This is a genomic window from Sphingomonas sp. 77B (assembly GCF_056497825.1).
The window spans coordinates 1,079,446-1,106,109 of record NZ_JBWMBY010000001.1; the positions used below are offsets into that span (position 1 = coordinate 1,079,446).

Genomic DNA, 26,664 nt, shown 5'->3' on the forward strand with positions numbered 1-26,664 from the left:
AGGCGGCCACGTCGATCAGTGAACGGTGCCGATCGCCTCGTCGCTGGACAGGAGTTCGATCAGCCGCTCGATCTGGCGCCAGCGACAGAAATGGATGTGATTGCCCAGGTCGCGGCTGCGATCGGCCCGCGCCGCGGCCTCGCCGCCCGCCGCCAGGCCGAAGGTCTCCATCATCTCGGCGGCATCCGCCACGTCACGATCGGTCAGGAACGGCGCGACATAGGCGTCGCGAAAATCGCGCATGGAAACTCCCCCCGGAACCGTGCCGTGAAACTCGGGGGCACCCCTAGGCGTGGGTTATGAATTTAGCCACCCCCTGAAATGGTTAACCCGATTTCGACCATGTGCGGCTGGTTTCGGCGGCCCGCGCATGGCAGGACAAGGGACATGGCCGACCCTCAAATCCCGCCCCCGCCCCCGCCCCCGCCCCCGTCATCCGCCCATGCGGGCGGCATCTTCATCGCGCTGGGCGTGGTCGGCGGGATCATCGCGGGGCTGGCGACCGGCGAAGTGACCATGGGGGTGCTGATCGGGCTGGCGGTCGGGATCGCAGTCGCGTTGCTCGTCTGGTGGCGGGGTCGGTAAATCAAAATCCTCCCCGCGAGCGGGGAGGTGGCAGGCCGAAGGCCTGACGGAGGGGTGTAACCATCGGCGAGGATGGACCCGACTCACGACCGGCGACACCCCTCCACCAGCTCCGCTGGTCCCCCTCCCCTTACAGGGGAGGAATAAGTCCATCAGCTTGGCAACCGCATCTGCCAGACGACGCGACCGATCACTGCGATGAAGCCGTCAGGCACCGGCGGCGCGGTGGGATTGTCGCTGGTGGCGACCAGTCCCCCGACCCCTGCCCGCACCCGCTTGACCATCAGCGCGTCGCCGATGCGGATCACGTAAAGCCCGCCGCGCGCATTCGGCCGGACATCGCGCTGGTCGACCACCAGATGATCGCCGTCGAGCAGCCCCGGCGCCATCGAATCGCCGCGCACCCGGATCATCGAGGCCGCCCCGTCGCTCAGGCCCAGCCGCCGTGCGAGACCGCGATCGATCGCCTCGACGCCGATCATCACCTCGTCATCGACCGTCGCCCCCGGCCCCGCCGACGCCGCGACCGCCAGACGGGGCACCAGCATCGGCCCGGTTTCGGGCAAAGCGCCCAGCCGCGTCTCGGGCACTCCGAAGAACGCCGCCAGCTGCCGCCGGTCGGCCTCCGCCAGCACGCGCGGGGTACCGCGCTGGACGAACTGCTGCAGGTACGCGTCGTTGCGACCGATCATCCGCGACAAGGCCGCCAAGCTCACGCCGGCATCCGCCGCAAGCGCCTGTAATGTCGCCCTGATGTCCGTGTCCGCCATGCCTTCGGATATAGGCATAGGATTTTTCCTAGACAAGTTGGAAACTGGAACGGATCATGAACACCGAAACGAGAATCGGACTTTGGGAGAATGTCCATGGAATTGTTGGGAGTGATCGACCGCTATCTGAAAACCAGCCTGATGCCCGAGACGAAATTCGGTCGACTGGCGGTCAACGATCCCCGCCTGGTCAGTGACCTGCGCAAGGGGCGGGAGCCGGGGCCGGAGATGATCGCGCGCGTCACCGCCTTCATCGAAGGCCATCGCGCATGACCGCCTTTGCCCGGATCGAGCGCGCGCTTCCGATGCGCCCCGCTCGCCCCCGCCCCACCGATCGCGGCGAGCGGCTGGCCCGCACGCTGATCGCCCATGCCGCGCGGGCGGGGTGCGTGGTGCAACTGGCGGTGGCGTCGGTAGAGCCCTGGTGTTCGGCGACGTTCAGCGGATCGGTGATCGTGCTGACGCTGAAGGCGCCGCCCGGCGCAGCCCTGTCGAACTGGCTGGCCGCGTTGCCCGAAGCCGAAATCCCGCTCGGCCGCGACCTGATCGCTGACATCGCGATGGATTGGGAAGCACGTCAGTTGCGTGTCCTGCTCTGCCTCGACGCGGCGAACGGATGACAGGAGCATGAATTTCTTCTTGATATGTTGTAACAACACTGTAGTCGACATGGCATCACAAATCGGAGCCCTGCCTTGTTTAAGCCTGTCCTTCTGTCCGGTCTGTCCGCCACCGCGCTTGCAACCCTTTTTGCCACGCCGGTCACCGCGCAGACCGACGGCGCAGGTTTGGGCAATCAGGGGGCCAATCGGGGTCGCGAGATCGTCGTAACCGCGCCGGTGCAACAGTCGGAGGCCGATGTGCTGTCGGGCACCTCGATCGTCACCGGAGCGGAGTTGGAACGCTCGATCCGCCCGACCATCGGCGAGACGCTGGCCCGTCAGCCGGGCGTGTCGGCGACCTCGTTCGGCCCCAACGCCTCGCGCCCCGTTCTGCGCGGCTTCCAGGGCGAGCGCATCCGCGTGCTGACCGACGGGATCGGCTCGATCGACGTGTCGAACACCAGCGTCGACCATGCCGTCGTCATCAACCCGCTGCTGGCCGAGCGGGTCGAGGTGCTGCGCGGTCCCTCCGCGCTGCTGTTCGGATCGTCGGCGGTGGGCGGCGTAGTCAACGTCATCGACACGCGCATCCCGCGTTCGGTGCCGGAAAAGGGCTATCGCCTGTCGGGCATGGCGACGTACGGTTCGGCCGCGACCGAGCGTTCGGTGGCGGGCGCGACCGATGTGGCGGTGGGCAAGCAGTTCGTGCTGCACGCCGACGGCTCGTACCTGAAGACCGACGACCTGAAGATCGGCGGCTATGTCCTGTCCCCCCGCGCGCGGGCCGAGGCGCAGGCGTCGGCGGCGCAGGCCCCCAACGATCCCCTCGATTTCGGCGCCATCGCAAACCTGCGCGGTCGCCTGCCCAACACCGCCAGCGAAACTTGGACGGCGGGCTTGGGCGGCGCGCTCATCACCGATACCGGCTCGCTGGGCATTGCCTATAGCCATTATGACAGCCTGTACGGCGTGCCGATCCGCTACGCCCTGACGCCGGGTAGCGAAGAGCCCGAAGCCCCGCGCCTCAGCCTGGTCCAGAACCGCCTCGACCTGCGCGGCGAGATCGAGACGGGCGGCGGCTTCCTCGACCGTATCCGCCTGCGCGCGGGCGCGGCGCAATATCGCCATTACGAACTGGAAGAGGATGGCGGCATCGGCACCGCCTTCTACAACAAGGGTATCGAGAGCCGCCTGGAGCTGGTCCAGAGCAAGCGGAACGGCTGGCAGGGCGCATCGGGCGTCCAGTTCTTCAACCGCGATTTCGACGTGCGCGGCGACGAGGCTTTCCTGCCGCGCAACAACACCGCGCAGGTGGGGCTGTTCACCCTGCAGCAGCTGGATCGCGGCGCGTTCAAGATGGAGGCCGGTGCACGCTATGAGCACACCTCGCTGACCGCGCGCACGGCGGTTAGCGACGACCGATTCTTCCGGGGGCAGCGCAGCTTCGACGCCTTTTCGGGCTCGATCGGCGCCAGCTATGGCTTCGCGCCCGACTGGCGTGCAGGCCTGAACCTGTCGCGCACCGAACGCGCGCCGTCCGCCGAGGAACTGTTCGCCAACGGCCCCCATGCCGGGACCGAAGCCTATGAACTGGGCAATCCGAACTTCAAGAAGGAAGCCAGCTGGGGGATCGAGGCGACCGTTCATGGTCATGGCGAAGGGTACAGCTTCGACGCCTCGGCCTATTACAACCGTTTCTCCAACTACATCTATGACGCGCTGGTCCAGCAGGGTCCATGTGTCGCCGCCGCCGCGCCCTCGGGTCGCGAGGTGGACCTGCCCTGCTTCGCCTATGCGCAGGCCGATGCGCGTTATTACGGCATCGAGGCGGAAGGGTCGCTCCGCCTGGCGACGATCGGCAAATATGCGATCAATGCCGACCTGCTGGGCGATTATGTCCATGCCCAGATCATCGGCACCGGCCCCGCCCCGCGTATCCCGCCGCTGCGTCTGCTGGGGGGCCTGGAAGCGCATTCGGAGAGCGTGAACGCCCGCGTCGAGGTGGAGCGCAGCTTCCAGCAGACTCGCGTGCTGGGCCTGGAGACGCCGACCGACGGCTTCACCCTGGTCAACGCCTCGCTGCAGCTGAAGCCCTGGGGCACGCTGAACCCGACGACACTGACCCTGTCGGCGAACAATATCTTTGACGTCGACGCCCGCCGCCACGCCAGCGTGCTGAAGGACTTCGCCCCGCTCGCCGGGCGCGACCTGCGCGCGACGCTCAGCTTCAAGCTGTAAGCCAGTCTTTCCTCCCCTTGCAGGGGAGGTGGCAGGCCGCAGGCCTGTCGGAGGGGTGTCCCGGTCGGCGAGGTTTCCTACCCTCACCACGGGTGACACCCCTCCACCATGCTGCGCATGGTCCCCCTGCCCTGCAAGGGGAGGAATAGGCGCCGGGGGTGGACAAAAGCCCCGGCCTTCCCGAGAAGCGGCGGACATAAGGAGAGAAACCAATGTCCCCGATGGGCAAGTTCGACTGGGCGGACCCGTTCCTGCTCGACGACCAGCTGACCGATGACGAGCGGATGATCCGCGACACTGCGCGCGCCTATGCCGACGATCGGCTGGCCCCTCGCATCATCGATGCCTTTGCCAACGAACATACCGACCCCGACATCTTCCGCGAAATGGGCGAGATGGGCCTGCTCGGCCCCACCATCCCGGAAGAATATGGCGGCGTCGGCGCGTCCTATGTCGCTTATGGCCTGATCGCCCGCGAGGTGGAGCGAATCGACAGCGGATACCGCTCGATGATGAGTGTGCAGTCCAGCCTCGTCATGTATCCGATCCACGCCTATGGTTCGGACGAGCAGAAGAGCCGCTATCTACCGAAACTGGCGAGCGGCGAATGGATCGGCTGTTTCGGGCTCACCGAACCCGATGCGGGCTCCGACCCCGGGGGCATGCGCACCACCGCCAGACAAGTCGAGGGCGGCTATGTCCTGTCCGGCGCCAAGACCTGGATTTCCAACTCGCCGATCGCCGATGTTTTCGTGATCTGGGCCAAGTCGGAAGCGCATGGCGGCGCGATCCGGGGCTTCGTGCTGGAAAAGGGTATGAAGGGCCTGTCCGCGCCGAAGATCGAGAACAAGCTGTCCTTGCGCGCCTCGATCACCGGCATGGTGATGATTGACGAGGTGGCGGTCGGCGAAGACGCGCTGCTGCCGCATGTCGAGGGGCTGAAGGGCCCATTCGGCTGCCTCAACCGCGCCCGCTACGGGATCAGCTGGGGGGCGCTGGGCGCGGCGGAGTTCTGCTTCCACGCGGCGCGCCAATATGGCCTGGACCGCAAGCAGTTCGGGCGGCCGCTGGCCGCGACGCAGCTCTACCAGAAGAAGCTGGCGGACATGGAAACCGAGATCGCGCTTGGTCTTCAGGCGTCGCTTCGCGTCGGGCGGCTGATGGACGAAGGGCGGTTCGCGCCCGAGATGATCTCGATCGTCAAGCGCAACAATGTCGGCAAGGCACTGGATATCGCCCGCGTCGCGCGCGACATGCATGGCGGCAACGGCATTTCGGGTGAGTATCAGGTCATGCGCCACCTGATGAACCTGGAGACGGTGAACACCTATGAAGGCGCGCACGACGTCCACGCGCTGATCCTGGGCCGTGCCATCACCGGGATCGCGGCGTTTTGATCCCGTGCCAAATCCTCCCCAAGCCGTGCTTGGGGAGGGGGACCATCCGACGGATGGTGGAGGGGCTTGTGCCCCTGCCCCTCCACCACGCCCTGCGGGCGCGGTCCCCCTCCCCATCTGACGATGGGGAGGATTAAGAATGACCAAGCCCGCGCCCCTCGCCGGACTTAGGGTCGTCGAACTCGCCCGTATCCTCGCCGGTCCCTGGGCGGGCCAGGTGCTGGCCGATCTGGGCGCCGAGGTCATCAAGGTCGAAAGCCCCGAGGGCGACGATACCCGCCGCTGGGGCCCGCCCTTCATCTCCAACCCGGACGGTGGCCAAGACGCGGCCTATTTCCACGCGGCCAATCGCGGCAAGACCTCGGTCGTCGCCGACTTCGCCACGCCCGAGGGTCAGTCCCGGGTCCGCGACCTGATCGCACAGGCCGATATCGTCATCGAGAATTTCAAGCTGGGCGGCCTCGCCCGCTACGGCCTGGACTATGACAGCCTGTCGGCGATCAATCCGCGCCTGATCTATTGCTCGATCACCGGCTTCGGCCAGGACGGCCCCTATGCGCCGCGCGCGGGATATGACTTCATCGTGCAGGGCATGAGCGGCATCATGGACCTGACAGGCGAGCCCGGCGGGGCACCGCAGAAGATCGGCGTTGCGCTCGCCGACATCATGACCGGGCTCTATGCGGTCATCGCGATCCAGGCGGCACTCCACATGCGGACGCGCACCGGGCGGGGGCAGCAGATCGACATGGCGCTGCTCGACACGATGACCGGCGTACTGGCGAACCAGGCGATGAATTATCTCGCCTCGGGCGTGACGCCGACCCGGCTGGGCAATGCTCACCCCAACATCGTCCCCTATGCCGCCTTTCCGGCAAGCGATGGCTGGTTCATCCTGGCGGTCGGCAATGACGGGCAGTTCCGCCGTTTCGCGCAGGTGGTCGGGATCGATGGCGACGATCCGCGTTACGCGACCAACGCCCTGCGCTGCGAACATCGCGCCGCGCTGACCCCGGTGATCGAGGCGGCGACCGCCCGCTGGCCGCGCGACGAATTGCTGGCCGCACTGGAAGCGGCGGGCGTTCCGGCGGGACCGATCAATACGGTCGAACAGGCCTTTGCCGACCCGCAGGTCGTCGCGCGTGGACTTGCCATCCATCCCGAGCGCCCCGATGGATCGTCCGTGCCGGGCGTCCGCACCCCGATCCGCTTTTCCGATGCCGACCTGTCGCTCGACCGTGCCGCGCCGATGCTGGGTCGGTAGCACCGGCCCCGCGCATCGGTTAAACGGGCGCCCGCGATGTCCAGCTTCACCGTCAACAACCAGCCCGTCCGCTATCGCCTGCCGCCGGACACCCCCTTGCTTTGGGCGCTGCGCGATGCGTCGAACCTGACGGGCACCAAATATGGCTGCGGCACGGGGGATTGCGGGGCGTGCACGGTCGACGTTGACGGCCGCGCCGTGCGAAGCTGTCAGGTGCCGATCGGCCGGATCGAGGGCAGCGTCGTCACCACCATCGAAGGGCTGTCGCGCGACCGCTCGCATCCGGTGCAGCAGGCGTTCCTGGCGGCCAATGTCGGCCAGTGCGGCTATTGCATCCCCGGCATGGTGATGGCCGCCGCCGCGCTGATCCACAAATATCCCGACCCTTCCGAGGAATTGATCCGCGCACAGATCACCAATCTCTGCCGCTGCGGCATCTACCCCCGGCTGGTCGAGGCGATCCAGCGTGCCGCCCGCGCCGCGCGGGGCGAGGAGACGATCCCCGCCGCGCCGATGCCCGGCACCGATCCGGCGGACGCCGCCCGCGCCGCGCCTTCGCTGGTGCCGGGCGCGATGCGCGAAGAATGACGCGGCCGCCACGATTCTTTCCCGTTGCTGACAGGCCAGTTCAGCATCCGCTCAACGCGGATGTGGCAGAAGCGGTCTCATGATCGGGGTCGGCTGGTGCGCCGACACAAGGGACACGGGCACGATGAACAGGCATTGGATGGCGGCTCTGCTGGCGGCGACCGCGATGGTGGCGGGCGCGACGCCCGGTATGGCGAACGCGCAGGCGATGATGGATCGTGGACCGCACCCCCGGCACGAAGGCGGCCCCGGTGGTGGTGGCCCCGCCGGTCGGCTGGAGCGGAGCGAGGGACGCCCGATCTTCAACAATCGCGAAGCCTTTCCCGAAAACCGTCCGGCCTTTCGCCCGGATCACGCCGAAGCTCCGCGTCCGCCCCAACCCGCCCCGCAACCCGCGCCCCGTTTCGAACGGCGCGACGGCGGCGATCGCTGGCGTAATCGGCCCGAACCGTCGCCCGCGCCCGTCCCCGGCGAGCAGCGTGCATGGGGCGATCGTGGCAACTGGCGCGACCAGTCCCGGCCTGCGCCCTTGCCCCGCCCCGATCCTGGGCCCGGCGGAGTGCGGGTCGACCGCCAGGATGGCGGCCCCGGCGGGTGGCGCGACAATCGCCAGTCGCGTTGGCAGGACCAGCGCCAGTGGCAGGACCAGCGCTGGCGCGATGACGAGCGTCGTCAGCGCGACGACCGCGATCGCTGGCGCCGCAGCTTCGGCGACTGGCGCGACCAGAGCAACCAGTCCTATGGCTTTGCCGAGCGCCGCGCCTGGGCGGACCAGTGGAACCGCAGCTGGCGGCGCGACCGGCGTTACGACTGGATGAGCTGGCGCTCGTTGAACCGGGGCGCCTATCACCTGCCGCGCTATTACGGGCCGAATGGCGGCTATGGCTATCAGCGCTTCTCCAGCGGGGTGATCCTGGAACCGATGTTCTTCGGCCAGGATTACTGGCTGGACGACCCTTACGCCTATCGCCTGCCGCCGGCTTACGGTTCGTATCGCTGGGTGCGTTATTATAACGACGCGGTGCTGGTCGACCTGCGCAGCGGGATGGTGGTCGACGTCGTGTACGACATCTTCTGGTGATCGGCTCGGGAGGGGTGCGGGAGGCGCCCCTCCCCCCTTGTCTTTGGCCGCGCGTCGTCGCACATCGGCGTCCATGTCGTTCTTCCAGAGGAAGCCAAAGGGCCACCCCGCAGCCTCTCCGTTGCGCGCGCGTTTCGGGGTCTCCGTCGCCGAGCATCTCGATGCCAACCCGGCCGTAACCCGCGTGGCGACCGATACGGCACAAATCTATTACTACCCCGATTTCCTGACGCCCGCCCAGTGCGATTCGCTGATGGCGATGATCGACTCCAATCGCCGTCCCTCGACCCTGCTCTCCGACCGGCCCGATTACGGATTCCGCACCTCGGAAAGCTGCGACATGGCGCGCTGGTCCCCCGATGTTCAGCCGATCGACGAATCGATCGCCGCGCTGCTCGGCATCGCCCCCGAACAGGGTGAGACGATGCAGGGCCAGCGTTATGCGCCGGGCCAGCAGTTCCGCGCGCATCATGACTATTTCCACGAAAGCGAAAGCTATTGGGAAAAGGTGCGCGTCCATGGCGGACAGCGGACCTGGACCGCGATGATCTACCTCAACGACGTGGCCGAAGGCGGCGCGACCTGGTTCCCCCAGGCGGGCATCCGCGTCGCGCCACGCCAGGGCCTGCTGCTCGCCTGGAACAACATGAAGCTGGACGGCAGCCCGAACGAGATGACGTTGCACGAGGGGATGCCCGTTATCGAGGGCACCAAATATGTCATCACCAAATGGTTTCGCGAGGGCAACTGGGTCAGCTGACCCCCGCCGCCCTTCCCCCCACCCTTGTCGCGATGCGGCCCTCCGTGGCATGGCGTCCGCGTGAATTTCCCTGATTTCAAGTTTCGCCGATGACCGACGTTCTCGGCATCGCCCGGTCCATCCTGGGCCAGCCCTGGCGCTGGCGCGCCCTCGCCGCCGATGCGCGTGACGGCCTGGGTCATGACGATCTGGTCGCGCAACTGCTGCTCGCCAGAGGGTGCCCGCCCGACGAGGTCGAAGCGCATCGCACCCCCTCGATCCGGGGCTTCATGCCCGATCCGTCGATCTTCCGCGATATGGACCGCGCCGCCGCCCGCCTCGCCGACGCGGTGATCGCGGAGGAGGCCATCGCAATCTTCGGCGATTATGATGTCGACGGCGCGACCTCGGCCGCCGTGCTGGTGCGCCTGCTCCGCGACCTGGGCCTGTCCCCGCGCGCCTATATCCCCGACCGGATGACCGAGGGCTATGGCCCGACCGAAGCCGCGCTGCTGCGCCTCCAGGCGGAGGGCGCCAACCTGATCGTCACCGTCGATTGCGGCGCGCAGGCGTTCGAACCGCTGGCGGCGGCGCAAGACGCAGGGATCGAGATACTGGTCGTCGATCACCACAAATGCGCAACCGAACTGCCCCGCGCCCATGCGGTCGTGAACCCCAACCGGCTCGACGAAGCCGAGGGCGCGGCGCACGGCCATCTGGCGGCGGTGGGCGTCTGCTTCCTGCTGGGGGCCGCACTGATCCGCACCTTGCGTTCGCGCGGCTTCTTCGCGAACCGGGCCGAGCCGCGCCTGCTCGACCTGCTCGACCTGGTGGCACTGGGCACCGTGGCGGACGTCGCCCAGTTGAAGGGCCTCAACCGCGCCTTCGTCGCGCAGGGCCTGAAGGTCATGGCGCAGCGGCGCAATATCGGCCTGGCCGCGCTGACCGATGCCGCCCGGCTGACCCGTGCGCCGACCTGCTCCGATCTGGGCTTTGCGCTGGGGCCGCGGATCAACGCGGGCGGGCGTGTCGGCCGCGCCGATCTGGGCGTGCGGCTGCTGACCACCGACGATCCCGCCGAGGCACGCGCCATTGCGGAAGAGCTGAACCACTTCAACGACGAACGCCGCGCGATCGAGGCGGGCGTACAGGCCACGGCCGAAACCATGGTCGACCAGGATCGGCACGTCGCGGTCGTCTCGGGCGAAGGTTGGCATCCCGGCGTCATCGGCATCGTCGCCGGACGACTGAAGGAAAAGCTCGACCGCCCCGCCATCGTCATCGCGGTGGACGAACATGGCATGGGCAAGGGCTCGGGCCGCTCGATCTCCGGCGTCGATCTGGGCGCGGCGATCCTGGCGGCCAAGGAACACGGCCTGCTGATTGCGGGTGGCGGCCATGCCATGGCGGCGGGCCTGACGATCGAGGCGCACCGCATCGCCGAGTTCGCCGATTTCCTGGAGGAGCGGCTGGCCGATACGGTCGTCCGCGCCAGCGCGGGCCGCGCGCTGCTGGTCGATGCGGTGCTGGCACCCGGTGGGGTCAATCCCGGCCTGGTCGGCGCGATGGAGGCTGGCGGCCCCTATGGCATGGGCTGGCCCGCTCCGCGCATCGCCGCCGGACCCTTTCGCGTGATCCGCGCCGATCTGGTCGGCACCAACCATGTCCGCGCGATCGTGGCAGGCGCCGACGGCCGCAGCCTGAAAGCCATGGCCTTCCGCCAGGCCGACACCGCGCTGGGCCAGGCCTTGCTGGGCGCAGGCAGCACCCGTCGCCTGTGGCTGGCGGGCCGCGCCAAGGTCGACGACTGGTCCGGCCGCGACGTCGCCGAACTTCATATCGAGGACGCCGCATGGGCCGACTGAAAAAAGCGCTTGACGGTTTCGACACCCTCCCTTAGAGGCCCCTCCACGCCACCCGGCGGCCCCTTCGTCTAGCGGTTAGGACGCGGCCCTTTCACGGCTGAAACACGGGTTCGATTCCCGTAGGGGTCACCAGCATCCGCCAGAATGGCGGATTTGCGCGGTTTAGGCGGTCTTCATGGACGCTTTACTCATCCTTGTGTACAAAGGATGCGTATAAAACGATCCGCATGGCTGCTCCGATCAAAGATTCTTGCAGCGTCAACTTTTACTTTTGACAGGTCGTCCCCGCCGCGCTCCGTCTGTGCTTCGATGGCGTGTAGAGCAATTATAATCGCAGCCGCGAGCCCGACGAAGCCCACCTGCACTACCACCCGCATGCTGTGATATACGAGAAGCTCGCCGCGCTCGAGTTCGGGGCACGCGAATATGGCAACGGCCTGATCGACCATGCGCTCGGGCGGCCGGTATGACTTTGGCGCGCCGCCGGGAAGTGATGATCTGCGGGATCACGTAAGCCGAACCGCCATTTTGACCACGGCGCCCGACTTCATGCCCCTGTCCTGGCTGAAGATGCCATAGCGGGTTGCCCCCCTTGATCCGATCGAGTGGTCGATCGCAGCGAGGGCCTCCGTCAACGCCCTCGGCTGGCGGTTGACGACAGCGGTTCTGCTGACGGTGATCCCCTGCCTCCTGTAACCCGGCAAGGGGTCCGGATAGGATCGCCCGCGCCCCGCCGCGCCGGCCATCGACAAGCGCTGGTTTGACGGCGGTCAAAGGCAGGGGCGCACGCTCGGGGCACGGCATGGGCATGTGGCCCTATCACCCCCATCTGCTCGCGCGACCTGTGCCGCGTTATACCAGCTATCCCACCGCCGCCGAGTTCGGCGGTCATGTAGGTCCTGCCGACATGGCGGCGGCGCTCGATAGGGTCGGTGCCGAGCAAATCCTGTCGCTTTATCTGCACATCCCCTTCTGCCGGGCGATCTGCTGGTATTGCGGGTGCAACACCGGGGCGGCGAACCAGACGGCACGGCTGGATGCCTATCTGGCGCGGCTGCATGACGAGATCGATCTGGTCGCCGCCCGGCTGGCAGGGCGCGGGCGGATCGGGCGGATCGCCTTTGGGGGCGGGAGCCCCAATGCGATTCCGCCCGCCGCCTTTGCCGCGCTGGTCGCCCATATGCGCACAGCCTTTGCCAGCGAGGGCGCACCCCTGTCGCTGGAGATCGATCCGCGCGGTTTCGACGCGGACTGGGCGGGCGTCATCGCGGACACTGGCGTCGCGCGGGTCAGCCTGGGAGTGCAGACCTTCAACCCGATCCTCCAGGCGGTGATCGGTCGGGTCCAGCCCGGCGAGGCCATCATCCGCGCCGTCACGCTGCTGCGCGCCGCCGGGGTCGGATCGATCAATTTCGACCTGATGTACGGCCTGCCCGGTCAGGACGACGCGGCGCTGGCCGCGACACTCGACGAGACCATCGCGCTGGCCCCGGAACGGCTGGCGGTGTTCGGCTATGCGCATGTGCCGCACCTCATTCCGCGCCAGCGCCGCATCGATGCGACGACTCTCCCCGATGCGGCGGCGCGTTTCGGCCAGGCGGCGCTGGCGCATGAGCGGCTGACCCGGGCGGGCTACCGGGCTATCGGCTTCGATCATTTCGCGCTGCCCCATGACCCGCTCGCGCGGGCGGCGGCGAACGGAATGCTGCGCCGCAATTTCCAGGGCTTTACCGACGACCCCGCCGACATCGTCATCGGGCTGGGCGCCAGCGCGATCAGCGCATTCCCCGACCGCCTGCTCCAGAACGCCAAGAATGCCGGTGCATGGCATCAGGCGATCGGCGCTAATCGGTTCGCGACCGCGCGCGGCATCCATCGCAGTCCGCTGGATCAGCGGCGAGGCCAGTCCATTGCGGGTTTGCTGTGTCGCGGCGTCGCCGATCTCGACGCACTGCCCGAGCGGGACATCATTCGCGAACGGCTCCGTCGCTTCGAACAGGTCGGATTGATCGCCTGGCAAGGCACGCGCGTCCGGTTGGCGACCGACGCCCTGCCTTATGCCCGCAGCGTCGCCGCTGCCTTCGACGCCTGGCGCAACGAGGAGGACATGCGCTTCAGCCATGCCGTCTGACCTTCCGCCGCACTGCGCCGCCTGTGCCGCGCGGGGCAGGCGCTCGGCTGGGTCGGCGATCCGGCAAGCGATTGCGCCAATCTTGTTTCGAGCGTTCTGAAAGTGTCTCGTATGGAGGCGGACGGCGGCACCCAGATCGTCGGTCTGCTCTATCCTGGCAATTTCGTCGGCATGCTGTTCGCCAATCGCTCTGCCGACACGATCGCGGCGCTGGGCGTGGGGCGATGGCAGAGGCCCTGGGGCTGGCTGTCGAGACCGTCAGCCGCCAGATGACCGCCTTCCAGCAGGAAGGTCTGATCGCCCTGTCCGGCCTGCGCGGCGTACGCCTGATCGACAGAACACGCCTCGCCGTCATCGCGGGCCAGGTCAGGCAGCGGAACGGCGGGACGCGCCGTCCGCCATCCATTGCCGCTCGCACAGCGCGGTCAACACGGGGCGATGGCTGACCAGGATCATCCCCTGCCCGGTTCGCCGGAGCCGCGCGTAGAGGCGGCGGGCGACCTCCGCCGCGACATCGGCGTCCAGCCCCTCGCCCGGTTCGTCGAGCAACAGCCAGGGCGCCTCACCCAGATAGGCGCGGGCCAGCGACAACCGCCGCCGCTCGCCACCCGACAGCCGCGCTCCATCGTCGCCCAGCCATGTATCGAGCCCGTCCGGCAACGCCCGTACCACCGGCTCCAACGCCGCGTCGCCCAGGGCCTGCCACAGGCGATCTTCCCTCCCATGAGGGTCGGCGATATGCAGATTGTCGCGAACCGTTCCCGCCATCAGCAGGGCATCCTGCGGGGCCCAGGCAAAGGTCGCGCGAAGCGTCGCGGGCGGCAGGCTCCCCGCATCCCGGCCGTCGATCATGACCCGCCCCGCGCCAAGCGGACGCAGCCCCAGCAAGGCTTCCGCCAACGTCGTCTTGCCACAGCCCGATGGTCCGGTCAGCGCGATCCGGCTGCCGGGCAGGAAACGCTCGCCATCGATGGTGAGGATCGACGGGCCGCGCGATCCGATGGCGGGGAGCGCGTCCTCCACCGCATCGAACACCGCGTCCAGCCGCGCCTCCGCCTCACGAAGGCGTCCGCTTTCGGTCAGCGCCCGCAGGATCGGTGCGATGCCATCGACGGTCATCGCCGCCGCCAGCGCCGAAAGCGCGGCGATCGGTGCCCCGGCGGCCGACGACAGCGCCAAGGCTGAGGCCGCCGCCACGCCCACGCCGATCGCGTGCAACGCCTCGAACCACGCGGCGACCGCCGCCTGCCGGACCTGCGCTTCGGACAGGCGATCGCCCGCCGCCGCGACACGCGCGGTCGCCCAATCCTCCAGCGCAAAGCAGCGCACCTCCGCCGCCGCGCCGCCGAGCATCGCCACGCCCTCGCGCAAGGCGCCCATCGCCTGTTGCACCGCACGGCCGGGCTGCTCCAACCGGCCCGCTGCATAGCGCGCCAGAGCCCATGCCCCCCCGGCACAGGCCAGCGTGGCCCCCATCGCCAGCCAGCCGCCGAGCAGCGTCAACACCGCTCCCGATGCCAACGCCGCTGCGGCACCCCATGGCCCCGACAGACGGACGAAGCGCCATTCGACGGCATCGACATCGCCGATCAGCCGCGCCGTCGCCTCGCCCCGCCCCAATGCCAGCGCAACCGAAGGCGGCGCGGCGGTAATGGCCCGGTACAACGCGGGGCGCAGCCGGGCGAGTGCCCCGAACGCCGCACCATGGCTCGCCAACCGTTCTCCATAGCGCGCGCCGGTTCGAACGATCGCCAGCAAACGGATCGCCGCCGAGGGCAGCATGTAGTTGAACGCCTGCGCCGCGACGATTCCCGCCCCGCCCGCCAGCGCGGCGGCACTCAAGAACCAACCCGACAAGGCGAGCAGCAGCACCGAGGCGGCGGCGACCAGCGCGGCGCACGCCCCCGCCTGTCGCAAACGGCGACGCTCCCTGCGGCGTTCGGCATCGCTCAGCATTCGCAAGGTCATGCGGAGGGTCCCAGATGGATGATGCGTGTCGCAATGGCGGCGAGCGCAGGGCTGTGCGTGGCGATCAGGGTCGTGCGCCCCCGCGCCGCGCTGGCGATGGTCGCGATCAGCGCGGTTTCGGCATGGGCATCGAGATGCGCGGTCGGCTCGTCGAGCAACAGGAACGGGGCGGGATTGAGGAGTGCGCGGGCCAGCGCGAGCCGCCGCCGCTCACCCCCCGACAAGCCGCTCCCCCGCGTATCCAGCGGCGAGTCCAGCCCGCCGGGTCGGGATGCGAGCATCGGGCCCAGCCCCGCCGCCGCGACCACGCGTCGGATCGCCAGCTCATCCGCCTGCGGACAGGCGAGCAACAGGTTCTCGCGGATCGTGGCCGCGATCAGCAAGGGATGCTGGCCGACCCAACTCGCCTGTCCCGCCAGCGAGGTGAGCGGGACACCGCCCGCCTCGACCGTTCCCGCCGATAGCGGCGCCAAACCCAGCAACAGATGCAGCACGCTGGTCTTGCCGCTGCCCGACGGGCCCAGCAGCGCCACCGTCTCACCCGCCTCGACACTGAAGGACAGGCCCGAGACGGCGGGCACATCGCTGCCGGGATAATGGATCGTTACGTCGCGCAAGCCCAGGGGCGCCGCTGCAGGGACCGGGACCGTACGCCTATGCTCGGCCAGCGGCATGAGCGTGTCGGCGGCCGTCTCGGCGCACTGCTTGTCATGATAGGCGGCGGCCAGGCGGCGCATCGGCGCGTAGAATTCGGGCGCAAGCGCGAGGACGAAGAAGGCCCGCGCCAGCGTCAGCGTTTCGGGGGCCGCAAAGGGCAGCTGGCCGAGCAGCGAAAAGCCGCAATAGACCGCGACCAAAGCGACCGACAGCGCCGAGAAGAATTCAAGTGCGGCAGAGGACAGGAAGGCGACCCGCAGGACGCGCATCGTCCGCTCCGCAAGGTCCTCGGCCGCCGTGCCGATCGCCTCAGTCTCGCGTGTCTCGGCGCGGAAGGCCAGCACGACGGGCAAAGCACGCACCCGGTCGGCGAACCGGGCCGACAGACGATGCAGGGCGACGAACTGTCGTCGCGAAGCATCCGCCGCCGCGCCACCCGCCAGGATCATCGCCGCCACGAAGGGCAGCAAGGTCGCCGCCAGGATGACGGCCGCGACCCAACTGGCGCAGGCCGTGGCGGCCAGGACCAGGATCGGCGCGATGGCGGCGGCCCGGCGGGCTGGCATGAAGCGCGCCACATAGCCATCCAGCGCCTCCACCGCATCCACCGCCTGCGTCGCCAACAGGCCGCTGTCGATCGGTGCGCCCGCCTGTCGATGCAAGGACGCGGCCACCACCCGCCAGCGCTGTGTCCGCTTGACCGCGCCTGCTCGCACGGCTCCCATCCGCAAGGCCAACATCGCGAACAGGCCGCGCAAGGCGCCCATGCCGATCATGAGCAGAGCCCAGGGCCACAAGGCCCCCTGCCCCGCCACCGCCGCCATGGCCCCCGCAATCCCGCCCGCAAAGCCGATCGCGGCCAGCGTATCGAGAAGCAAAAAGCCCGACGCCCCGTCACGCCCCCCGGCGGCGTCCTTCAACCAGCGGTTCCGCATTCCGGAGGTCGGGGCGTCATGGGCGATCGTCGTCATGGCCCGACCGTCGCCTCCACCGACCGCCCCGTCTTTGACCGCGGTCAATGTGGGCCCGGACCCGCAGGCCTAGCACATCGACCGGCAAGGGGCCGGGGGGCGGCTCCTGTTATGGAGACAAGCCATGGATCCTGGGGTCGTCGACCTGTCGCGGCTGCAATTCGCGGCCACCGCCTTGTATCATTTCCTGTTCGTGCCGCTGACGCTGGGCCTGTCGATGATGCTGGTCATCATGGAATCGGTCTATGTCATGACCAACCGCCCGGAATGGCGCGTCACTACACGCTTCTGGGGCAAGATCTTCGGCATCAACTTCGTACTGGGCGTCGCCACGGGCCTGACCATGGAGTTCCAGTTCGGCACCAACTGGTCCTATTTCTCGCATTATGTCGGCGACATCTTTGGCGCACCGCTGGCGATCGAAGGGCTGATGGCGTTCTTCCTGGAGGCGACGTTCGTCGGGCTGATGTTCTTCGGCTGGGACCGGCTGTCGAAGCTGGGCCATCTCATCGTCACCTTCATGGTGGCGCTGGGCACCAATTTGTCGGCGCTGTGGATTCTGGTCGCCAATGGCTGGATGCAGAATCCGGTCGGGGCGAGCTTCAATCCCGATACGATGCGCATGGAGGTCACCGACTTCGGCGCGGTGCTGTTCAATCCGGTCGCGCAGGCCAAGTTCGTCCACACGGTCAGCGCGGGCTATGTCTGCGCCTCGGTCGTGGTGCTGGGCGTGTCGGCCTTCTGGCTGCTCAAGGGGCGGTTCCTGCCCGTCGCGCGCCGGTCGATGACGGTGGCCGCGGCGTTCGGCCTCGCCTCGTCGCTGTCGGTCGTCGTGCTGGGTGACGAAAGCGGCTATGCGCTGACCGACAACCAGAAGATGAAGCTCGCCGCGATCGAGGCGGTCTGGCACACCGAACCCGGCCCGTCCGGCCTGACCCTGTTCGGCCTGCCCGACGTCCAGACGCACGAGACGCGCTACAAGGTCGAAATCCCCTGGCTGCTCGGCCTGATCGCGACGCGCAGCCTGGACGGCACCGTCGCGGGCATGTCCGATCTGGTGCTGAAGGCGCAGGAGCGCATCGCCTCGGGCGTCATCGCCTATGACGCGGTCCAACGCCTGAAGACGAACCCGAACGACCTCGTGCAACGCGCCCGGTTCGAGACGCACAAGCGTGACCTGGGCTATGCGCTGCTGCTCAAGCGGCAGATGGCCGACCCGCGCAGCGCGACGCGCCGGCAGATCGAGGCGGCGGCGTGGGACACCGTGCCTGATGTCGGCCTGCTCTTCTGGAGCTTCCGTATCATGGCGCTGATCGGTTTTGCGATGATCGGCCTGTTCGCGACCGCCTTCGCCCTATGTTCGCTGCGGATGCACATGGATGCGCGCTGGTTCCTGAAGCTGGCGGTGGCGGCGATCCCGCTGCCCTGGGTGGCGATTGAGCTGGGCTGGCTGGTTGCCGAGCTGGGGCGTCAGCCCTGGGCGATCGAGGGTGTGCTGCCGACCTTCCTCGCGACCAGTTCGCTGTCGCGGGCGGCGCTGTGGACCACGCTGGCGGGCTTCACCGCGCTTTACGGCGTGCTCGCGGTGATCGAGGTCCGGCTGATCCTCGCCGCCATCGCGCATGGCCCGGAGGAACGCGAGGACCGCCCCGCGCCCGAACCGATCGCCCTCCCCATCGCCATCTGACAACAAGGACTGGGACATGTTCGACTATGAGATGTTGCGCCTGATCTGGTGGGCGCTGTTGGGCGTGCTGCTGATCGGCTTTGCGCTGACCGACGGGTTCGACCTGGGGGTCGCCGCCCTCCTGCCCTTCGTCGCGAGGACCGATGTCGAGCGGCGGATGGTCATCAACACGGTGGGGCCAACCTGGGAGGGAAACCAGGTGTGGTTCATCCTAGGCGGCGGCGCGATCTTCGCGGCCTGGCCGTTCGTCTATGCGGTCAGCTTTTCGGGTTTCTACCTGGCGATGTTCCTGGTGCTCGCCGCGCTGATCCTGCGGCCGGTGGGGTTCAAATATCGCTCGAAAAGGCCCGACCCTGCCTGGCGTTCGCGGTGGGATTGGGCTTTGTTCGTCGGCGGCCTGGTGCCCGCGCTGGTGTTCGGCGTCGCGGTCGGCAATGTGCTGCTGGGGGCGCCCTTCCGCCTCGATGGCGACCTGCGCGCCTTCTATGACGGCACGCTCTTGGGGCTGTTCACGCCGTTCACCCTGCTCTGCGGCCTGTTGTCGGTGGCGATGCTGGTGCTGCACGGCGCGGCGTGGTTGTCGATCAAGGTCGAGCAAGGCCCCGTCCATGACCGGGCACGCATCTTCGGCACCGTCGCGGCGGTCACGTCGATCCTGTTGTTCGCCATTGGCTTCGTCTTCGTCGCATGGGGCGATATGGGCTATCGCATCGTCGGCGCGGTCGATCCGCTCGGCCCGTCCAATCCGCTGCACATGACGGCGGAGCGGGCTGGTGGCGCCTGGCTGGCCAATTACGTGACCTATCCGTGGATGACGGCACTCCCGGTATTGGGTTTTGTGGGTGCATCGCTGGCGCTGGTCGGCATCCGGGGCGGACGCGAAAGCATCGCCTTTGCCGGATCCTCGCTCGCCGCCACCGGGATCATCGCCACGGTCGGGTGCTCGATGTTTCCGTTCATCCTGCCGTCGAGCATCGACGCGCACAGCAGCCTGACGGTGTGGAACGCCTCGTCCACGCAGAAGACGCTGGGCATCATGCTGTTCGTCACCATCGTCTTCCTGCCGATCGTGCTCGCCTACACCGCCTGGGCCTACCGGGTGATGTTCGGCCGCGTGACGGCCGAGGCGGTGCGCACCAACCCCGATTTCTACTGAGAAAGGAACGACCCGATGTGGTATTTTTCCTGGGTCCTCGGCCTCGGCCTCGCCATCGGTTTCGGGATCCTCAACGGCATGTGGCACGAATTCCACCTGCCCCGGGACGACGACGTGTCGCCGCCGCGCTGACAGATGGGACAATCCGTCCGACGACACGGGATCATGGCCCTGCTATACAGAAGGCCATGATCCCGAACGACGTTTGTGCCGACTGCGCGGTGCGCGACCGGGCCCTGTGCGGCAGCCTCGACGACCGCGAGCTGGTCGCGCTCAACTCCATCGGCCAGCGCCGCCACGTCGCACGCGGCCAAACCATCGCCTGGGCGGGCGAAGAGGCGGTGATCTGCGGCAACCTCCTGTCCGGCGTGCTGAAACTCGTCGCCGCCACGGCCGACGGACGCGAGCAGACGGTCGGCCTGCTCTATCCGGCGGACTTTTTCGGACAGCCCTATGCGGGCGATGTCGACTTCACGCTGACGGCGCTGACCGATACCGAACTCTGCGTCTTTCCCCGCGCCGCCTTCGAGCGCGTGCTGGACGATCACCAGCGCATGGAACGCCTGCTGCTCCAGCGGACCTTCGAGTCGCTGAACGAGGCGCGCGGGCGGATGCTGGTGTTGGCGCGCAAGTCGGCCGGAGAGAAGCTGGCGGGCTTCCTGCTCGACATGGCCGCGCGAGCCGGGACCAGCGGATGCCGCGCCAGTCGCGACGGGCCGGTCACCTTCGACCTGCCGCTGACGCGCGGGCAGATCGCCGATGTGCTGGGCATGACGATCGAGACGGTCAGCCGCCAGTTGACCCGGATGAAGCAGAGCGGCGTGATCGGGCTGCCCGGCGGCCGCGCCATCACGATCAGCGACCCCGAGATGCTGGCGGCACGCGCCGAAGCCGCCTGAACGATCATGCGGCGACACCCTCCGCCAGCGCATCGGTCAGCAGCGCACGCGCGTCGGGGGTCATGCGATGGCCCGCCATCGCCAGCACCGCCAGCTGCTCGAAGTCGATCGAACGCAGGCAATGTGTGAAGAAGCCACGCAATATATAGCCGAGCATGTCGGGCGCGATATCCGCCCCCGCGTCCAGCGCAGCGATCACTTCGCGCGCCGATGCCACATCGCTGGCACGCCGCGCCCGGATATGGTCGAGCACCGTCGAGACCAGCGCATCATCACGGCCATGAACCTGCATGGCGCCCCAGAAGGACCAGTCGTCCGTTTCGGTCTGGATCACCCGCTCGTCGAGCGCGGCCAGGAAAGCCGTCAGCGTCTTTGCATCGGGGCGCCTCGGCAGGTCGTCCGCCATCACCTCGGCATGGACGCATAAAGCCGCACGGCGGTGATGGTCGCCGATCAGGCGGACCAGATCGACTTCCTGAATGACGTGCCAGGGCAGAGCGAAGGGCACGATTTTGTTCTCACGCCGGTTGCGGTCCATCGCAGGGCATCTCCTTTCCCCCCTCCCTGCCGGACACGCGGGGGCCGAGCCTTGACCCCCGTCAAAAGGCGCCGGTTTTGCGGCTCAGCGCGGACGGGCGAGGTGCCGGTGGATGGTGCTGCGATGAACGCCCAGCTGGCGCGCCGCCGCGGTGACATTGCCGCCATGCGCGGCAAGTGCCGCATCGATCGCCTCGGCCCGCTCGTCGGCCAGCGGACGCGCGACGGACAATTCGATGCCGCCGCCCCGCGCTTCGGCATCCCAGCCGCCGATCAGGGTCGCCCCGTTGGTCAGGCGCAAGCGGCCCCGCATCGCCTGCCCCGCCATATCCACCAGTTCGCCGAGGGCCGCATCGTCCAGCGCCTCCCAACTGCGTCCGACCAGCGAAAGCCCGCGCCGGTTGGCTGCGACCAGCCGGTCGTCGCGAAACACCAATATCCCCTCGCGCGCGGTACCCAGCATCGCGGCATCGTCATGCATCCGCAGCACGCGGCAATCGGTGAAGCCGGAACGGAACAGCCGATGCTCGATCTGGTCGACCGCCAGCCGGATCAGACCCAACGCATGGCCATGGCCGCTGGCCGATGGCCCCGAAATGTCGAGCGCCCCCACGATGGCGCCGCGCGGATCGAGGATCGGCGTCGCCGCGCAGCTCAACATCGCATGTTCAGCGAAGAAATGCTCGGGGCCGTGCACCGCGATCGGGCGACGCTCGGCAATGGCGGTGCCGATCGCGTTGGTGCCGGTGCTCGCCTCGGTCCAGGACACGCCTGGCGTAAGCGCCACCTGCGCCGCGCGCGACAGGAAGCCGGTATCGCCGATCGTGTCGAGGATCATGCCGTCCGCGTCCGCCAGGATCACGACGCTGCCCGTATCGCGCGCCTCGCCCGCCAGCATCTCCAGTTCGGGACGACACAGGCGGCGCAGCGACTCGCGACGCTGACGCAGCGCATGGAGTTCGCCTTCGGCGAGCGGGCCGTCACCCCGAAGCCGCCCCTGCGCCAACCCCATGTCGGTGCAGCGCAGCCAGGATCGCAACACCGGCTGGCGCACGCTTTCCAGCGGCAACTGCCCCTCGTCGAAAAAGGCGCGTCGCCCTTGCTCTATACCGGCGCCGTCCATCGCCGCATCCTTCTCCCACTGTCGCAGATTGCGACACGGGCGCGCCTTTCGCGTCGCGCCGTGCGACACATGCTACGCCTGCCCGGCAGAAAGTCCATCGTCGCATGCGCGCCTCGTCGCGGACCCGCTTGCCGTCGATGGGCGACAGGCAGAGCCTTTGTTTCATACGAAACGAAGGAGAGGTTCCATGACGATCCAGGAAGCCATCAAGGCCCGCACCGCGCCGTTCAAGCAGCGCTATGCCAATTTCATCGGCGGCCGCTGGGTCGATCCGGTCGACGGACGTTGGTTCGACAACCGATCGCCCATCGACGGGCAGGTCATCTGCCAGGTCGCGCGCAGCCAGTCCGCCGATGTCGAGCTGGCGCTCGACGCCGCACACAAAGCCAAGGAGGCATGGGGCCGCACCAGCGTCGCCGAACGCGCGCTGATCCTCCACCGCATCGCCGACCGGATGGAGGAGAACCTGTCCCTCCTCGCCACCGCCGAGACCTGGGACAATGGCAAGCCGATCCGCGAGACGACCGCCGCCGACCTGCCGCTGGCGATCGACCATTTCCGTTACTTCGCCGGGTGCATCCGCGCGCAGGAAGGCGGGATTTCGGAGATCGACCACGACACCGTCGCCTATCACTTCCACGAGCCGCTGGGCGTGGTGGGGCAGATCATTCCGTGGAACTTCCCGCTGCTGATGGCGTGCTGGAAGCTCGCGCCCGCGCTGGCGGCGGGCAATTGCGTGGTGCTGAAGCCCGCGGAACAGACCCCCGCCTCGATCATGGTGCTGGCCGAACTGATCGCCGACCTGCTGCCCGCAGGCGTGCTGAACATCGTCAACGGATATGGCCTTGAGGCGGGCAAGCCGCTGGCGCAGAACCCGCGCATCGCCAAGATCGCCTTTACCGGCGAGACGACGACCGGCCAGCTCATCATGTCCTATGCGTCCGAAAACCTGATCCCGGTCACGCTGGAACTGGGTGGCAAAAGCCCGAACATCTTCTTCGCCGACGTCGCGGCCGAGGATGACGATTATCTCGACAAGGCGATCGAGGGTTTCGCCATGTTCGCGCTGAACCAGGGCGAGGTCTGCACCTGCCCCAGCCGCGCGCTCGTCCACGAATCCATCTATGACCGCTTCATGGAAAAGGCGGTCGCGCGGGTCGAGGCGATGATCCAGGGCGATCCGCTCGACCCCGCCACCATGGTCGGCGCGCAGGCCTCGCAGGAGCAGATGGACAAGATCCTCGGCTATCTCGACATCGGCCGCGGCGAAGGGGCCAAGGTCCTGACCGGCGGCACCCGCAACCGGCCCGAGGGGCTGGAGGGCTACTACGTCAAGCCGACCGTGCTCAGCGGCCACAACAGGATGCGGGTGTTCCAGGAGGAGATCTTCGGCCCCGTCGTCTCGGTCGCGACCTTCAAGACCGATGAAGAGGCGCTTAGCATCGCCAACGACACGCTGTACGGGCTGGGCGCGGGCGTATGGACGCGCGACGGTACGCGTGCCTACCGCATGGGCCGTGCGATCCAGGCAGGCCGCGTCTGGACCAATTGCTACCACGCCTATCCGGCGCACGCAGCGTTCGGCGGCTATAAGCGGTCAGGCATCGGGCGCGAGACGCACCGGATGATGCTGGATCACTATCAGCAGACCAAGAACCTGCTGGTCAGCTATTCGGCCAAGAAGCTCGGCTTCTTTTGACCCCGGTCAAGGCGGGGGTCGGCGTGCGCGCCCATCCCCGCTCCATCTTTATCCGACAGGAGAAGTCTTATGGCGAAGACGATGAAGGCTGCGGTCGTGCGCGCATTCGGCGAACCGCTGACCATAGACGAAGTCCCGGTGCCCGAGGTCGGCGACGGCATGATCCAGGTCGCGATCCAGGCGTCGGGCGTGTGCCATACCGATCTGCACGCCGCCGAGGGCGACTGGCCGGTCAAGCCCAACCCGCCCTTCATTCCGGGGCATGAGGGCGTCGGCTATGTTTCGGCAGTCGGCAAGGGCGTCAAGCACATCAAGGAAGGCGACCGGGTCGGCGTGCCATGGCTCTACACCGCCTGCGGCCACTGCGTGCATTGCCTGGGCGGGTGGGAGACCTTGTGCGAGAGCCAGCTCAACACCGGCTATTCGGTCAATGGCGGCTTTGCCGATTACGTCATCGCCGACCCGAATTTCGTCGGCCACCTGCCCGCCAATATCGGCTTCACCGAGATCGCGCCGGTGCTGTGCGCCGGGGTGACGGTCTATAAGGGGCTGAAAATGACCGATACCAAGCCGGGCGATACGGTCGTCATCTCCGGCATCGGCGGGCTTGGGCACATGGCGGTACAATATGCGGTCGCGATGGGCCTGAACGTCGCGGCGGTCGATGTCGACGACGCCAAGCTGGACCTAGCCCGGCGACTGGGCGCGAAGGTCACCGTCAACGCACGAACCGAGGCGGACCCGGCGGCGGCGATCAAGCGCGAAACCGGCGGCGGGGCGCAGGGCGCATTGGTAACCGCGGTCAGCGAAAGGGCGTTCGCCCAAGCCGTCGGCATGATGGCGCGCGGCGGCACCGTCGCGCTCAACGGCCTGCCGCCCGGCGACTTTCCGCTCAACATCTTCGGGCTGGTGCTGAACGGCATCACGGTGCGCGGCTCGATCGTCGGCACCCGGCTGGACCTGCAGGAATCGCTCGATTTCGCCGCCGACGGCAAGGTGAAGGCCACCGTCGCCACCGCCCCGCTCGCCGAGGTCAACCAGGTGTTCGACCGGATGCGCCGTGGCCAGATCGAGGGCCGCGTCGTCCTCGACCTGGCGGCCTGAAATCGCGGCGGGCGGTGGCTCCGGCCCCGCCCGCCAGCGTTGGAGAAGCAATGACCGACCGTATCGCCTATGCCGCCCTTCGTTCGCGTATCACCGATGCCGACACCGCCGCCGCCCTGATCCGCCCCGGCGAGACGGTGGCGACCAGCGGCTTCACCGGCTCCGGCTATCCCAAGATGGTGCCCCAGGCGCTGGCCCGCCGCATCGCCGAGTCGCACGCCGCGGGGCATCCGTTCCGCGTCAACCTGTGGACGGGCGCCTCGACCGGCCCCGAACTGGACGGCGCACTGGCGGCGGTCGACGGCATCGCCCAGCGCCTGCCCTATAGCGGCGACCCGGTCGCGCGAGAGAAGATCAACCGGGGCGAGATCGACTATCTCGACATGCACCTCAGCCAGGTCGCGCCGATGGCCTGGGAGGGGGTGCTCGGCCCGCTCGACACCGCGATCATCGAGGTGTCGGGCATTCGCGCGGACGGATCACTGATCCCCTCATCGTCGGTCGGCAACAACAAGACCTGGTTGGATCGCGCGGGCCGGATCATCCTGGAGGTCAATCGCTGGCAGGACGCGGCACTGGAGGGGATGCACGACATCTATTACGGCACCCGCCTGCCGCCCGAGCGCGTGCCGATCCCGCTGGTGCGGCCGGACGACCGGATCGGCACGCCCTATCTCGCCTGCGATCCCGACAAGATCGTCGCCATCGTCGAAACCGACGCGCCCGATCGCAACCTGCCCTTCGCCGCGCCCGACGACACGGCACGCGCCATCGCCGGGCATATCATCGAGTTCCTGGCCCATGAGGTGTCGCGCGGACGCTTGCCCCCTGCCCTGCTGCCGATCCAGTCGGGAGTCGGCAATATCGCGAATGCGGTGCTGTCCGGGCTGATCGACGCCCCGTTCGATCCGATGACCGCCTATACCGAGGTGATCCAGGACGGGATGCTCGACCTGCTCGATACGGGCCGCTTGCGCATGGCGTCGGCCACCGCCTTTTCGCTCAGCCCGCAGGCGGCGGCGCGGCTCAACGCCGACATGGCCGCGTACCGGGACCGCATGATCCTGCGCCCGCAGGAGATCAGCAACCATCCCGAACTCGTCCGCCGCCTGGGCTGCATCGCGATGAACGGCCTGATCGAGGCGGACATATACGGCAACGTCAACTCAACGCTGGTGATGGGATCGCGAATCCAGAACGGCATCGGCGGATCGGGCGATTTCGCCCGCAACGCCTATGTCTCGATCTTCATGACGCCCTCCACCGCCAAGGGCGGCAAGATCTCCGCCATCGTGCCGCAGGCCTCGCACGTCGACCATATCATGCAGGACGTGCAGGTCATCGTCACCGAACAGGGGCTGGCCGATCTGCGCGGCCTGTCGCCCCGCCAGCGCGCACGGGCAGTCATCGAACGGTGCGCCCATCCCGATTATCGACCGATGCTCGCCGATTATGCCATGCGCGCCGAGGGCGGGTCCTACGGCCTCCACGCCCCCGCGCTCCCGGCCGAGGCCCTGTCCTGGCATCGGCGTTTCATGGAAACGGGGACGATGCTGCCATCTTGACCGTGGTCAATGCGGCCAGCGTTCCACCGGCCCATCGG

At 67.9% G+C, this 26,664-nt stretch carries 26 protein-coding genes and 1 tRNA gene; 21 read left to right on the forward strand and 6 right to left on the reverse strand.

What is annotated here, in order from left to right; translation table 11 throughout:
* Positions 1-15 precede the first annotated feature (15 nt).
* Positions 16-243: a hypothetical protein gene (locus AC1GI4_RS04985; protein WP_294275229.1), complete on the reverse strand. Its 228-nt coding sequence runs from the start codon at positions 241-243 to the stop codon at positions 16-18.
* 144 nt (positions 244-387) lie between these two features.
* Between AC1GI4_RS04985 and AC1GI4_RS04990 the strand changes: the two genes are divergently transcribed.
* Positions 388-585: a hypothetical protein gene (locus tag AC1GI4_RS04990; protein ID WP_479628770.1), complete on the forward strand. Its 198-nt coding sequence runs from the start codon at positions 388-390 to the stop codon at positions 583-585.
* A 152-nt stretch (positions 586-737) separates the two neighbouring features.
* Here AC1GI4_RS04990 and AC1GI4_RS04995 read toward each other — a convergent pair whose 3' ends face one another.
* The gene (locus tag AC1GI4_RS04995; RefSeq protein WP_479628771.1) at positions 738-1,355 is read right to left on the reverse strand and encodes a S24 family peptidase; all 618 of its coding nucleotides are present in this window, start codon (positions 1,353-1,355) and stop codon (positions 738-740) included.
* 96 nt (positions 1,356-1,451) lie between these two features.
* On the opposite strand from AC1GI4_RS04995, the gene AC1GI4_RS05000 reads away from it, so the two are divergent.
* The 13 genes from AC1GI4_RS05000 to AC1GI4_RS05060 all read left to right on the forward strand — a co-directional run bounded on the left by AC1GI4_RS05000 (position 1,452) and on the right by AC1GI4_RS05060 (position 13,706).
* Positions 1,452-1,628: a hypothetical protein gene (locus AC1GI4_RS05000; RefSeq protein ID WP_433911079.1), complete on the forward strand. Its 177-nt coding sequence runs from the start codon at positions 1,452-1,454 to the stop codon at positions 1,626-1,628.
* Complete coding sequence (locus tag AC1GI4_RS05005; RefSeq protein ID WP_479628772.1) at positions 1,625-1,975, forward strand: hypothetical protein; 351 nt, start codon at positions 1,625-1,627, stop codon at positions 1,973-1,975. Before AC1GI4_RS05000 ends, AC1GI4_RS05005 begins: the two co-directional genes overlap by 4 nt.
* Positions 1,976-2,050: 75 nt before the next feature.
* Positions 2,051-4,195, forward strand: coding sequence for a TonB-dependent receptor (locus tag AC1GI4_RS05010; RefSeq protein WP_479628773.1), 2,145 nt, complete (start codon positions 2,051-2,053; stop codon positions 4,193-4,195).
* A gap of 212 nt (positions 4,196-4,407) precedes the next feature.
* Positions 4,408-5,592: an acyl-CoA dehydrogenase gene (locus AC1GI4_RS05015; RefSeq protein ID WP_479628774.1), complete on the forward strand. Its 1,185-nt coding sequence runs from the start codon at positions 4,408-4,410 to the stop codon at positions 5,590-5,592.
* 139 nt (positions 5,593-5,731) lie between these two features.
* Positions 5,732-6,856: a CaiB/BaiF CoA transferase family protein gene (locus tag AC1GI4_RS05020; protein WP_479628775.1), complete on the forward strand. Its 1,125-nt coding sequence runs from the start codon at positions 5,732-5,734 to the stop codon at positions 6,854-6,856.
* Between the two features lie 36 nt (positions 6,857-6,892).
* Positions 6,893-7,444 (forward strand): (2Fe-2S)-binding protein, encoded by a 552-nt coding sequence (locus AC1GI4_RS05025; protein WP_479628776.1) that lies wholly within the window; start codon positions 6,893-6,895, stop codon positions 7,442-7,444.
* Positions 7,445-7,583: 139 nt separating this feature from the next.
* Complete coding sequence (locus tag AC1GI4_RS05030) at positions 7,584-8,525, forward strand: RcnB family protein (RefSeq protein ID WP_479628777.1); 942 nt, start codon at positions 7,584-7,586, stop codon at positions 8,523-8,525.
* A 73-nt stretch (positions 8,526-8,598) separates the two neighbouring features.
* Positions 8,599-9,285 carry a 2OG-Fe(II) oxygenase gene (locus AC1GI4_RS05035; RefSeq protein ID WP_433911085.1) on the forward strand — a complete coding sequence of 229 codons (687 nt, stop codon included), beginning with the start codon at positions 8,599-8,601 and terminating at the stop codon, positions 9,283-9,285.
* An 89-nt stretch (positions 9,286-9,374) separates the two neighbouring features.
* Positions 9,375-11,129 carry a single-stranded-DNA-specific exonuclease RecJ gene (gene recJ, locus AC1GI4_RS05040; RefSeq protein ID WP_479628778.1) on the forward strand — a complete coding sequence of 585 codons (1,755 nt, stop codon included), beginning with the start codon at positions 9,375-9,377 and terminating at the stop codon, positions 11,127-11,129.
* 57 nt (positions 11,130-11,186) lie between these two features.
* Positions 11,187-11,261: transfer RNA gene (locus tag AC1GI4_RS05045), tRNA-Glu, on the forward strand.
* A 676-nt stretch (positions 11,262-11,937) separates the two neighbouring features.
* Positions 11,938-13,260 carry an oxygen-independent coproporphyrinogen III oxidase gene (hemN, locus tag AC1GI4_RS05050; protein WP_479630352.1) on the forward strand — a complete coding sequence of 441 codons (1,323 nt, stop codon included), beginning with the start codon at positions 11,938-11,940 and terminating at the stop codon, positions 13,258-13,260.
* A gap of 102 nt (positions 13,261-13,362) precedes the next feature.
* A complete protein-coding gene (locus AC1GI4_RS05055) occupies positions 13,363-13,533 on the forward strand; it encodes a hypothetical protein (RefSeq protein ID WP_479628779.1) in 171 nt (56 codons plus the stop codon).
* Positions 13,485-13,706 (forward strand): helix-turn-helix domain-containing protein, encoded by a 222-nt coding sequence (locus tag AC1GI4_RS05060; RefSeq protein ID WP_479628780.1) that lies wholly within the window; start codon positions 13,485-13,487, stop codon positions 13,704-13,706. The genes AC1GI4_RS05055 and AC1GI4_RS05060 overlap by 49 nt, the downstream gene beginning before the upstream one ends.
* On the opposite strand, the gene AC1GI4_RS05065 is transcribed toward AC1GI4_RS05060, so the two are convergent.
* Both AC1GI4_RS05065 and cydD read right to left on the reverse strand, forming a co-directional pair.
* The gene (locus AC1GI4_RS05065; protein ID WP_479628781.1) at positions 13,627-15,228 is read right to left on the reverse strand and encodes an amino acid ABC transporter ATP-binding/permease protein; all 1,602 of its coding nucleotides are present in this window, start codon (positions 15,226-15,228) and stop codon (positions 13,627-13,629) included. The genes AC1GI4_RS05060 and AC1GI4_RS05065 overlap by 80 nt on opposite strands.
* Positions 15,225-16,856 (reverse strand): thiol reductant ABC exporter subunit CydD, encoded by a 1,632-nt coding sequence (cydD, locus tag AC1GI4_RS05070; protein WP_479628782.1) that lies wholly within the window; start codon positions 16,854-16,856, stop codon positions 15,225-15,227. Before cydD ends, AC1GI4_RS05065 begins: the two co-directional genes overlap by 4 nt.
* Positions 16,857-16,980: 124 nt before the next feature.
* Between cydD and AC1GI4_RS05075 the strand changes: the two genes are divergently transcribed.
* The 4 genes from AC1GI4_RS05075 to AC1GI4_RS05090 are packed head-to-tail and all read left to right on the forward strand — an operon-like array spanning position 16,981 to position 20,598.
* Positions 16,981-18,543 carry a cytochrome ubiquinol oxidase subunit I gene (locus AC1GI4_RS05075; RefSeq protein WP_479628783.1) on the forward strand — a complete coding sequence of 521 codons (1,563 nt, stop codon included), beginning with the start codon at positions 16,981-16,983 and terminating at the stop codon, positions 18,541-18,543.
* A 16-nt stretch (positions 18,544-18,559) separates the two neighbouring features.
* The gene (cydB, locus tag AC1GI4_RS05080; protein ID WP_479628784.1) at positions 18,560-19,699 is read left to right on the forward strand and encodes a cytochrome d ubiquinol oxidase subunit II; all 1,140 of its coding nucleotides are present in this window, start codon (positions 18,560-18,562) and stop codon (positions 19,697-19,699) included.
* 15 nt (positions 19,700-19,714) lie between these two features.
* The gene (gene cydX, locus AC1GI4_RS05085; RefSeq protein WP_479628785.1) at positions 19,715-19,831 is read left to right on the forward strand and encodes a cytochrome bd-I oxidase subunit CydX; all 117 of its coding nucleotides are present in this window, start codon (positions 19,715-19,717) and stop codon (positions 19,829-19,831) included.
* Between the two features lie 56 nt (positions 19,832-19,887).
* Complete coding sequence (locus AC1GI4_RS05090) at positions 19,888-20,598, forward strand: Crp/Fnr family transcriptional regulator (RefSeq protein WP_479628786.1); 711 nt, start codon at positions 19,888-19,890, stop codon at positions 20,596-20,598.
* A 4-nt stretch (positions 20,599-20,602) separates the two neighbouring features.
* Here the strand turns inward: AC1GI4_RS05090 and AC1GI4_RS05095 are convergent, their stop codons facing one another.
* Positions 20,603-21,136: a hypothetical protein gene (locus tag AC1GI4_RS05095; protein ID WP_479628787.1), complete on the reverse strand. Its 534-nt coding sequence runs from the start codon at positions 21,134-21,136 to the stop codon at positions 20,603-20,605.
* Between the two features lie 84 nt (positions 21,137-21,220).
* The gene (locus tag AC1GI4_RS05100; protein ID WP_479628788.1) at positions 21,221-22,258 is read right to left on the reverse strand and encodes a sigma-54-dependent Fis family transcriptional regulator; all 1,038 of its coding nucleotides are present in this window, start codon (positions 22,256-22,258) and stop codon (positions 21,221-21,223) included.
* A 187-nt stretch (positions 22,259-22,445) separates the two neighbouring features.
* On the opposite strand from AC1GI4_RS05100, the gene adh reads away from it, so the two are divergent.
* From adh to AC1GI4_RS05115, 3 genes are all read left to right on the forward strand, one after another.
* The gene (adh, locus tag AC1GI4_RS05105) at positions 22,446-23,957 is read left to right on the forward strand and encodes an aldehyde dehydrogenase (protein ID WP_479628789.1); all 1,512 of its coding nucleotides are present in this window, start codon (positions 22,446-22,448) and stop codon (positions 23,955-23,957) included.
* A gap of 69 nt (positions 23,958-24,026) precedes the next feature.
* Positions 24,027-25,061, forward strand: coding sequence for an alcohol dehydrogenase AdhP (adhP, locus tag AC1GI4_RS05110; protein ID WP_479628790.1), 1,035 nt, complete (start codon positions 24,027-24,029; stop codon positions 25,059-25,061).
* Between the two features lie 50 nt (positions 25,062-25,111).
* Positions 25,112-26,626 carry an acetyl-CoA hydrolase/transferase family protein gene (locus AC1GI4_RS05115; protein ID WP_479628791.1) on the forward strand — a complete coding sequence of 505 codons (1,515 nt, stop codon included), beginning with the start codon at positions 25,112-25,114 and terminating at the stop codon, positions 26,624-26,626.
* The last annotated feature ends 38 nt before the right edge of the window (positions 26,627-26,664 follow it).

Excerpts from the sequence above, each read along its gene's own strand:
- cydD (WP_479628782.1), bottom strand. The coding sequence starts at position 16,856 with ATGACGACGATCGCCCATGACGCCCCGACCTCCGGAATGCGGAACCGC.
- AC1GI4_RS05025 (WP_479628776.1), top strand. The coding sequence starts at position 6,893 with ATGTCCAGCTTCACCGTCAACAACCAGCCCGTCCGCTATCGCCTGCCG.
- AC1GI4_RS05065 (WP_479628781.1), bottom strand. The coding sequence starts at position 15,228 with ATGACCTTGCGAATGCTGAGCGATGCCGAACGCCGCAGGGAGCGTCGC.
- AC1GI4_RS05100 (WP_479628788.1), bottom strand. The coding sequence starts at position 22,258 with ATGGACGGCGCCGGTATAGAGCAAGGGCGACGCGCCTTTTTCGACGAG.
- cydB (WP_479628784.1), top strand. The coding sequence starts at position 18,560 with ATGTTCGACTATGAGATGTTGCGCCTGATCTGGTGGGCGCTGTTGGGC.
- AC1GI4_RS05075 (WP_479628783.1), top strand. The coding sequence starts at position 16,981 with ATGGATCCTGGGGTCGTCGACCTGTCGCGGCTGCAATTCGCGGCCACC.
- AC1GI4_RS05060 (WP_479628780.1), top strand. The coding sequence starts at position 13,485 with ATGGCAGAGGCCCTGGGGCTGGCTGTCGAGACCGTCAGCCGCCAGATG.
- AC1GI4_RS05005 (WP_479628772.1), top strand. The coding sequence starts at position 1,625 with ATGACCGCCTTTGCCCGGATCGAGCGCGCGCTTCCGATGCGCCCCGCT.
- recJ (WP_479628778.1), top strand. The coding sequence starts at position 9,375 with ATGACCGACGTTCTCGGCATCGCCCGGTCCATCCTGGGCCAGCCCTGG.
- adh (WP_479628789.1), top strand. The coding sequence starts at position 22,446 with ATGACGATCCAGGAAGCCATCAAGGCCCGCACCGCGCCGTTCAAGCAG.
- AC1GI4_RS05090 (WP_479628786.1), top strand. The coding sequence starts at position 19,888 with ATGATCCCGAACGACGTTTGTGCCGACTGCGCGGTGCGCGACCGGGCC.
- AC1GI4_RS05115 (WP_479628791.1), top strand. The coding sequence starts at position 25,112 with ATGACCGACCGTATCGCCTATGCCGCCCTTCGTTCGCGTATCACCGAT.
- AC1GI4_RS05015 (WP_479628774.1), top strand. The coding sequence starts at position 4,408 with ATGTCCCCGATGGGCAAGTTCGACTGGGCGGACCCGTTCCTGCTCGAC.
- AC1GI4_RS05035 (WP_433911085.1), top strand. The coding sequence starts at position 8,599 with ATGTCGTTCTTCCAGAGGAAGCCAAAGGGCCACCCCGCAGCCTCTCCG.
- AC1GI4_RS05095 (WP_479628787.1), bottom strand. The coding sequence starts at position 21,136 with ATGGACCGCAACCGGCGTGAGAACAAAATCGTGCCCTTCGCTCTGCCC.
- cydX (WP_479628785.1), top strand. The coding sequence starts at position 19,715 with ATGTGGTATTTTTCCTGGGTCCTCGGCCTCGGCCTCGCCATCGGTTTC.
- AC1GI4_RS04985 (WP_294275229.1), bottom strand. The coding sequence starts at position 243 with ATGCGCGATTTTCGCGACGCCTATGTCGCGCCGTTCCTGACCGATCGT.
- AC1GI4_RS04995 (WP_479628771.1), bottom strand. The coding sequence starts at position 1,355 with ATGGCGGACACGGACATCAGGGCGACATTACAGGCGCTTGCGGCGGAT.
- AC1GI4_RS04990 (WP_479628770.1), top strand. The coding sequence starts at position 388 with ATGGCCGACCCTCAAATCCCGCCCCCGCCCCCGCCCCCGCCCCCGTCA.
- adhP (WP_479628790.1), top strand. The coding sequence starts at position 24,027 with ATGGCGAAGACGATGAAGGCTGCGGTCGTGCGCGCATTCGGCGAACCG.
- AC1GI4_RS05000 (WP_433911079.1), top strand. The coding sequence starts at position 1,452 with ATGGAATTGTTGGGAGTGATCGACCGCTATCTGAAAACCAGCCTGATG.
- AC1GI4_RS05030 (WP_479628777.1), top strand. The coding sequence starts at position 7,584 with ATGGCGGCTCTGCTGGCGGCGACCGCGATGGTGGCGGGCGCGACGCCC.
- AC1GI4_RS05020 (WP_479628775.1), top strand. The coding sequence starts at position 5,732 with ATGACCAAGCCCGCGCCCCTCGCCGGACTTAGGGTCGTCGAACTCGCC.
- hemN (WP_479630352.1), top strand. The coding sequence starts at position 11,938 with ATGTGGCCCTATCACCCCCATCTGCTCGCGCGACCTGTGCCGCGTTAT.